The organism is Rudaea sp. (assembly GCF_036383415.1).
Classification (GTDB): domain Bacteria; phylum Pseudomonadota; class Gammaproteobacteria; order Xanthomonadales; family Rhodanobacteraceae; genus Rudaea.
This window is the reverse complement of the sequence record NZ_DASVOK010000072.1, coordinates 1-7,024: the sequence shown is the minus strand read 5'-3', so window position 1 is coordinate 7,024 and position 7,024 is coordinate 1. Positions and strand designations below refer to the sequence as shown.

8 protein-coding genes and 1 pseudogene are annotated in these 7,024 nt (G+C 64.1%); 5 read left to right on the top strand and 4 right to left on the bottom strand.

The genetic code is table 11. From position 1 onward, the window contains the following. From VF497_RS02590 to VF497_RS02580, 3 genes and pseudogenes are all read right to left on the bottom strand, one after another. A pseudogene (locus VF497_RS02590) lies at positions 1 to 446 on the bottom strand (hypothetical protein); the annotation flags it as partial. Positions 447 to 503: 57 nt separating this feature from the next. Further along, complete coding sequence (locus VF497_RS02585) at positions 504 to 1,397, bottom strand: hypothetical protein (RefSeq protein WP_330885968.1); 894 nt, start codon at positions 1,395 to 1,397, stop codon at positions 504 to 506. Beyond that, positions 1,397 to 1,723: an iron-sulfur cluster assembly accessory protein gene (locus VF497_RS02580; protein WP_330885966.1), complete on the bottom strand. Its 327-nt coding sequence runs from the start codon at positions 1,721 to 1,723 to the stop codon at positions 1,397 to 1,399. Before VF497_RS02580 ends, VF497_RS02585 begins: the two co-directional genes overlap by 1 nt. Positions 1,724 to 1,846: 123 nt before the next feature. On the opposite strand from VF497_RS02580, the gene asnS reads away from it, so the two are divergent. The 4 genes from asnS (at position 1,847) to VF497_RS02560 (ending at position 5,921) form a co-directional block, all read left to right on the top strand. Continuing rightward, the gene (gene asnS, locus VF497_RS02575; protein ID WP_330885964.1) at positions 1,847 to 3,247 is read left to right on the top strand and encodes an asparagine--tRNA ligase; all 1,401 of its coding nucleotides are present in this window, start codon (positions 1,847 to 1,849) and stop codon (positions 3,245 to 3,247) included. An 82-nt stretch (positions 3,248 to 3,329) separates the two neighbouring features. Next, entirely contained in the window at positions 3,330 to 4,256 is a 927-nt protein-coding gene (locus VF497_RS02570) for an ABC transporter ATP-binding protein (RefSeq protein WP_330885962.1), read from the top strand. A gap of 3 nt (positions 4,257 to 4,259) precedes the next feature. Then, positions 4,260 to 5,021 (top strand): ABC transporter permease, encoded by a 762-nt coding sequence (locus VF497_RS02565; protein WP_330885960.1) that lies wholly within the window; start codon positions 4,260 to 4,262, stop codon positions 5,019 to 5,021. Positions 5,022 to 5,042: 21 nt separating this feature from the next. Then, positions 5,043 to 5,921: a phytanoyl-CoA dioxygenase family protein gene (locus VF497_RS02560; protein ID WP_330885958.1), complete on the top strand. Its 879-nt coding sequence runs from the start codon at positions 5,043 to 5,045 to the stop codon at positions 5,919 to 5,921. Between the two features lie 51 nt (positions 5,922 to 5,972). Here VF497_RS02560 and VF497_RS02555 read toward each other — a convergent pair whose 3' ends face one another. Further along, positions 5,973 to 6,413 carry a MarR family winged helix-turn-helix transcriptional regulator gene (locus VF497_RS02555; protein ID WP_330885956.1) on the bottom strand — a complete coding sequence of 147 codons (441 nt, stop codon included), beginning with the start codon at positions 6,411 to 6,413 and terminating at the stop codon, positions 5,973 to 5,975. 130 nt (positions 6,414 to 6,543) lie between these two features. Between VF497_RS02555 and VF497_RS02550 the strand changes: the two genes are divergently transcribed. Further along, a partial coding sequence (locus VF497_RS02550) for an MFS transporter (protein ID WP_330885954.1) occupies positions 6,544 to 7,024 on the top strand: 481 nt, incomplete at its 3' end.

Below are 7,024 nucleotides of genomic sequence, written 5' to 3'. Positions count from 1 at the left end.
ACCCACATGTGGTTGTTCGACGTCAGCTGCCAGTCGAGCCAGCGCAGACGCAGGCGCTCGCGCCACGACATCTTTTCCTTGGCACGCAGGGCTTCGACGAGCTGCTGGTATTTGCGTCGCATGCGCACATTCATCCGATCGAAGAACCAGATGATTGGAAAGGTCGACAGCACGAGCACCAGCGCGACTGGATGCTGGATGCCGGCGGTCAAAAAGTCGCTGATCTGCGACAAGCCCAGCACTGGGATGTCGAACTTCGCGTAAAAACGGTAGTTGTAGAAAATCCCGGCCATCGCGACGAGCAGATACGCGAGCGTGATGCCGAGCGCCGGCTCGCGCCGCAGCAGGCGGAGTAGATGCGGCAGCATGCTGTGCAGCGCGGATTCGTGCGTGCGTTCGTCATGACGAACCGCCGGCACGACGTCCGTGCGCGTCTCCGTTTCCATCACTATGCCCCTACCCCGTTGATAGTCGCGCAGTATCCGTATGGCGAGCGGTTTCGTCTACTTCGCCGCTGCGCGCCGCGGCGGGGCGATGCTGAAATTGATCAGGCGCAGGGAACCGGCTTCGTCGACGAAACCCATCTTGAATCCGATGCGTGCGTCGGGCGCACCGTAATAGCCGGTGAATTCGGTGATCCCGCGGGCGTTCTTCCCGGGCGCATCGATGATGACCGGCTCGAGTGGATCGAGCATCGTGAAGTCGCCGCGCGTCGCGATCGTGGTGCGATAGTCGGCGGCGACCTGGGCCGCGGTCTGATGCTCGCGCCAGTACTGCGAGACGATGTCGGACTTGAGGAACTCGTCCATGTTGCGATGGTTCACAGCGACGCCGAACGCATGCATCGCGGCACGCACCGCGCGCATTTCCGCCGGTGCGATCGCAACGCCTTTCGCCGGATGCGGATCGGCCAGGATCGCGCGCAGGCCCGCCGCATCCGATTTCGGCGCCACGGCCAGATGCACGTCGACGAAGCTCAAGCCGAGCTTGTCGCCCTCGCGCACGAAACGCATCTCGAACAAGGTCGGCGGATCGCTCGCGTAGCCGCCCTTGACGATCAGCTGGTTGTCGGTGTCGACCTGGGCGATGCCGTCGAACTGCGGATGCGCCTTGTCGAGCGTGGTCAGGTCGACGCCGCCGTCGATCAACGGCTTGAACGCCGCCGCCATCTGCGCCGCCGACACCTGCTGCGCGAACGCGGCCGACATGACCGGACTGTCGTGGAAACCCGCGAGGTTCTTCGCCTTGATCGCGACACCGAGGCGATGGATCACGTCCTTGACGCGCCTTTCGACCGAGGCCGGCGCGCGGTCGTCCGCTTGCAGTGGATCAAAAGCGAGTACCGGTGAAACCAGCGCAATGCACAGCAATGCGATGGCGGCACTCGCGCTCCGCATCAGCCGACGGTGAAGCTCTCGCCGCAACCGCATTCGCCGGTCACGTTCGGATTGCGGAACACGAAGGCCGAGTTCAGGCCCTGGCGCGCGAAGTCGATCTCGGTGCCGTCGACGAAGGCGAGGCTCGATTCATCGATGACGAGCTTGACCCCGTCCTGCTCGATCACCTGGTCGTTCGCGGCGACGCGATCGGCGATGTCGACGACATAGGCGTAGCCCGAACAACCCGTCTTGCGCACGCCGAAGCGCACGCCCGCCGCCTCGGGATGCGTGCCGAGAAACTGTTGCATACGCGTGCGCGCAGCGGGGGTGAGCTGGATGTTCATGCGTTTTCCATTGTACAGGGCAAACCCGGAAGCGTGCGCCGGAGCGTCGCGGAAGACAGCTTCCGTTATGATTCGCACCTTTCCTGTCCCATATCTGGGCCAAAATCCGTGGAGTTTCAAGGCATGTCCATCGCCAGCGTTCAACAAGCATTGTCGGGTTCCATCGCGGCCGGCGCCGAAGTCACCGTGCGCGGCTGGGTGCGCACGCGCCGCGATTCGAAGGCCGGTCTGTCCTTCGTCAACGTCAGCGATGGATCCTGCTTCGATCCGATCCAGGTCGTCGCGCAGAACACGCTGCCGAACTACGCCGACCAAATCGCCCACCTGACCGCCGGCTGCGCGGTGATCGCGACTGGCACGCTCGTGCCTTCGCAGGGCAAGGGCCAGGCGTTCGAGATCCAGGCGGCCAAGGTTGAAGTGGTCGGCTGGGTCGAGGATCCGGAAACCTATCCGATTCAGCCCAAGGCGCACACGATGGAATACCTGCGCGAGGTCGCCCACCTGCGCCCGCGCACGAACACGTTCGGCGCGGTCACGCGCGTGCGCGACTGCATCGCCAAGGCGATCCACCGCTATTTCCACGAACGCGGCTTCTTCTGGATCAACACGCCGATCATCACCGCGAGTGACGCCGAAGGTGCTGGGCAGATGTTCCGCGTCTCCACGCTCGACATGCTCAACCTGCCGCGCGATGACAAGGGCCATATCGACTGGAACAAGGATTTCTTCGGCAAGGAGACCTACCTGACCGTCTCCGGCCAGCTCAACGTCGAGGCTTACGCGCTGTCGATGTCGAAAGTGTATACATTCGGGCCGACCTTCCGCGCCGAGAACTCGAACACCACGCGCCACCTCGCCGAGTTCTGGATGATCGAACCCGAGATCGCATTCGCCGACCTCAACGACGACGCGACGCTGGCCGAGGATTTCCTCAAGTACATCTTCAAAGCCGTGCTGACCGAGCGCATGGACGACATGAAGTTCTTCGCCGAACGCCAGGAGAAATCCGCGATCACGCGTCTCGAGGAGTTCGTGAAAGCGCCGTTCGAGCGTATCGACTACACCGAGGCGGTGAAGATCCTGCAGAACTCCGGGCAAAAATTCGAATACCCGGTCGCCTGGGGCACCGATCTGCAGACCGAGCACGAGCGTTATCTCACCGAGAAGCACGTCGGCCGCCCGGTCGTCGTGATGAACTACCCCGAGGCGATCAAGGCGTTCTACATGCGCCTCAACGACGACGGCAAGACGGTCGCCGCGATGGACGTGCTCGCGCCGGGCATCGGCGAGATCATCGGCGGCTCGCAGCGCGAGGAGCGCCTCGACGTGCTCGATGCGCGCATGCAGCAGTTCAAGCTCGACCCCGCGCACTACCAGTGGTATCGCGACTTCCGCCGCTACGGCACGGTGCCGCACGCGGGCTTCGGCCTCGGCTTCGAGCGCCTTGTCGTCTATGTCTGCGGCCTCGCGAATATCCGCGACGCGATCCCGTATCCGCGCGTGCCGGGCGCGGCGGACTTCTAGAAATTTACCGGGCCACGTCGAAAAAACACCTCTCCGCTCGTCGTTCCAGCAAGAGGCGAAATGACGAGCAAGAGAAAATGGCATGAGTTCCGAACCGATCGTTTCGATCCAGGGCATCAGCAAGACCTACGCGAGCGGCCTGCAGGCGCTCAAGAAAGTCGACCTCGACATCCGCGGCGGCGAGATTTTCGCCCTGCTCGGGCCGAACGGCGCGGGCAAAACAACGCTGATCTCGATCGTCTGCGGCATCGTCAACGCGACGACCGGCAGCGTCGTCGCCGACGGCCACGACATCGTGCGCGACTGGCGCGCCGCGCGCGCGAAGATCGGCCTGGTGCCGCAGGAGCTGCACACCGACGCGTTCGAGAGCGTGATCGCGACGGTGACGTTCAGCCGCGGCCTGTTCGGGCTCGCGCCGAATCCCGCGCACATCGAAAAGGTGCTGCGCGACCTGTCGCTGTGGGAAAAACGCGATTCCAAGGTGATGACCCTGTCCGGCGGCATGAAGCGCCGCGTGCTGATCGCCAAGGCACTCGCGCACGAGCCGCGCATCCTGTTCCTCGACGAACCGACCGCCGGCGTCGACGTCGAGCTGCGTCACGACATGTGGCAGATGGTGCGCCGCCTGCGCGAGAACGGCACGACGGTCATCCTGACCACGCACTACATCGAGGAGGCCGAGGACATGGCCGACCGCATCGGCGTGATCCGCAAGGGCGAACTGATCCTCGTCGAGGACAAGGCCGTGCTGATGAAGAAACTCGGCAGGAAGCAGCTCACACTCGCGCTGCAGACGCCACTGCAACAAATTCCCGCCGAGCTTGCTTCGCTGCCGCTCGAACTGTCCGCCGACGGCAACGCGATCACCTACACCTTCGACACGCAGACCGACGAAACGGGCATCGCCGAGCTGCTGCGCAGTCTCGGCGCACACGGCATCGATTTCAAGGACCTGCATTCGAGCCAGTCCTCGCTCGAAGACATCTTCGTGTCGCTGCTGCGGAGCTGAGCCATGAATCTCCCTGCGATCCGCGCGATCTACAAATTCGAAATGGCGCGCACCTTCCGCACGCTGCTAGAATCGATGCTGTCGCCGGTGCTGTCGACCTCGCTCTACTTCATCGTCTTCGGCGCGGCGATCGGCGCGCGCGTGGGCAACGTCGACGGCGTCGACTACGCGGCGTTCATCATCCCCGGCCTGCTCATGCTGCCGCTGCTCAACGAGAGCATCTCCAACGCCGCGTTCGGCATCTACATGCCGAAGTGGGCCGGCACGATCTTCGAACTGCTCTCGGCGCCAGTGTCGGCGTTCGAAGCCGTGATCGGCTACGTCGGCGCGGCCGCGACCAAGTCGCTGATGCTCGGCACGCTGATCCTGATCACCGCGCGCTGCTTCGTGCCGTACCACATCGAACATCCGTTCTGGATGTTCGCTTTCCTCGTGCTGACCGCGTTGAGCTTCAGTCTATTCGGCTTCATCATCGGCCTGTGGGCCGACAGCTTCCAGCGTCTGCAGGTCGTGCCGATGCTGATCATGACGCCGCTGACCTTCCTCGGTGGCGCGTTCTACTCGATCACGATGCTGCCTCCGCTGTGGCAGAAGATCAGCCTGTTCAACCCGATCGTCTATCTGATCAGCGGCATGCGCTGGAGCTTCTACGGCAAGGCCGATGTCGACGTCGCGGTCAGCCTCGCCGCGATCCTCGGCTTCCTCGCGTTGTGCCTGGCCATCGTCTGGTGGATCTTCCGCACTGGCTACAAACTGCGCAACTGACCTCGCCGAGAACCGATCGCCATGCCCATCACCCGTTGCAAACCGCTGCCTGACGGCAAATTGCCGCGGGAAGCGGTCGAAGCCTTCCACCGCGACGGCGTGTTGATCATCGACGGATTCAAGAGCCGCGCGGAATGCGAACGCCTGCGCGAACGCGCCAACACGCTCGTCGAAGAGCACGGCCCGCGCGCCGCTGGCACGATCTTCTCGACCAAGGCGCCGCAACATCTCGACAGCCGTTATTTCATGGAGTCGGCGACCGGCATCGGCGTGTTCTTCGAGGAAGAAGCGTTCGACGTCGACGGCAAGCTCGCCTACCCGCTGCCGCTCGCGGTCAACAAGCTCGGCCACGCGATGCACGACCTCGACCCGGTGTTCTCGGCGTTCTCGAAAGGCCCGGCACTGCAGGCCGTCAGCGCGAGCCTCGGCGTCGCGCAACCGCGCGTGATGCAGTCGATGTACATCTTCAAGCAGCCGAACATCGGCGGCGAAGTCGTCTGCCACCAGGACTCGACCTATCTCTACACCGAGCCGATGTCGGTCATCGGCTACTGGTTCGCGATCGACGATGCACACCGCGGCAACGGCTGCCTCGGCGGCATTCCGGGCGAACATCGCAAGGGCTTGAAGAAACTGTTCCACAGCAAGGCCGACGGCACGCTCGCCACGGACGAACTCGACGCCGCCATCGAATGGGACATGTCCGCGCTCGAGTGGCTCGAAGTGCCCGCCGGCACGCTGATCGTGTTCAACGGCTGCTTCCCGCACCTGTCCGAAGCGAATCGCTCAGCGCAGGCGCGCCACGCCTACACGCTGCACGCAATCGACGGCGCTTGTACGTATCCCGCGGACAACTGGCTGCAGCGACCGGCTGAATTTCTAGCGCGCGGTTTCGTCTGACCGCGCATCGGACAGACCCGTGTGCCGTGGCGCCGTGCGGATGCGAAGCGCTTAGCTGGCACTCGCTTTCGCCACGCCGCTGATCTTCGCGTGTATGTAGCTCAGTTGCGCCAGCGTTTCGGCGCCCAGCGTCCGGCGCAATTCCTTCTGCACTCCTTCCCAATGCGGCAGCGCGCGCGCGATCGCAGCGTTGCCGGCGCGCGTGAGCTGCGCGACGCTCATGCGCTTGTCCGCCCCGGGTGACTGCTCGATCAAGCCGTCGCGCTCGAGCAAGGCCAGATTGCGTGTCAGCGTGGTGCGGTCGAGCTCCTGATCGTCGGCGAGCGCACCGACAGAGGCAGGGCCGAGGCGCTCGATCGCGCGCAACAGGCAGAACTGGGTGATCTTCAGCCCGGCCGGCGCCAGCGCGTCGTCGTAGATCTGGCTGACCACGCGCGACATGCGGCGCAGGTTGATGCAGACGCATTCGGTTCGTCGCCGTTCGGAAGACATGGGTGAATTTTTCGTCATCGGTCTTGCCTGCGAAGAATTGGGTGTATATACTCACAAAACAAGGTGTACATACGCTGATTATATACTTTTTCGCCGCTCGCGGCTGATGTTGCCGCAACAGGAATCCCGCATGCTCCGCCGCCGCCTCGCCGCCGCCCTCGAAGGTCGCCTGCACTATGCCTGGGTCGTTGCCGCGCTGACCTTCCTCACCCTGCTCGTCGTCGCCGGCATCCGCGCGACGCCTGCGGTGCTGATCGTGCCGCTGGAAAAGAACTTCGGCTGGAGCCGCGACCAGATCACGCTGGCCGTGTCGATCGGCCTCGCCCTGTTCGGCCTGATGGGACCGTTCGCCGCCGCGGCGATGCAGCGCTTCGGCATCCGCCGCACGATGGTCGCGGCGCTGCTCTTGCTCGCCGCAGCGATGGGCGGCAGCGCCTTCGTCACGACGCCGCTCGGCTTGATCCTGACCTGGGGCGTGCTCGCCGGCATCGGCACCGGCACGATGGCGATGGTGCTCGGCGTCACCGTGGTCAACCGCTGTTTCGACAGGAACCGCGGCAGCGTGCTCGGCCTGCTCACCGCGAGCACGGCGACCGTTTCGTTGATCTTCC

Bases quoted from the DNA above. Each gene is read 5' to 3' on its own strand.
- VF497_RS02585 (WP_330885968.1), bottom strand. From the start codon at position 1,397: ATGCGGAGCGCGAGTGCCGCCATCGCATTGCTGTGCATTGCGCTGGTT.
- VF497_RS02580 (WP_330885966.1), bottom strand. From the start codon at position 1,723: ATGAACATCCAGCTCACCCCCGCTGCGCGCACGCGTATGCAACAGTTT.
- asnS (WP_330885964.1), top strand. From the start codon at position 1,847: ATGTCCATCGCCAGCGTTCAACAAGCATTGTCGGGTTCCATCGCGGCC.
- VF497_RS02570 (WP_330885962.1), top strand. From the start codon at position 3,330: ATGAGTTCCGAACCGATCGTTTCGATCCAGGGCATCAGCAAGACCTAC.
- VF497_RS02565 (WP_330885960.1), top strand. From the start codon at position 4,260: ATGAATCTCCCTGCGATCCGCGCGATCTACAAATTCGAAATGGCGCGC.
- VF497_RS02560 (WP_330885958.1), top strand. From the start codon at position 5,043: ATGCCCATCACCCGTTGCAAACCGCTGCCTGACGGCAAATTGCCGCGG.
- VF497_RS02555 (WP_330885956.1), bottom strand. From the start codon at position 6,413: ATGTCTTCCGAACGGCGACGAACCGAATGCGTCTGCATCAACCTGCGC.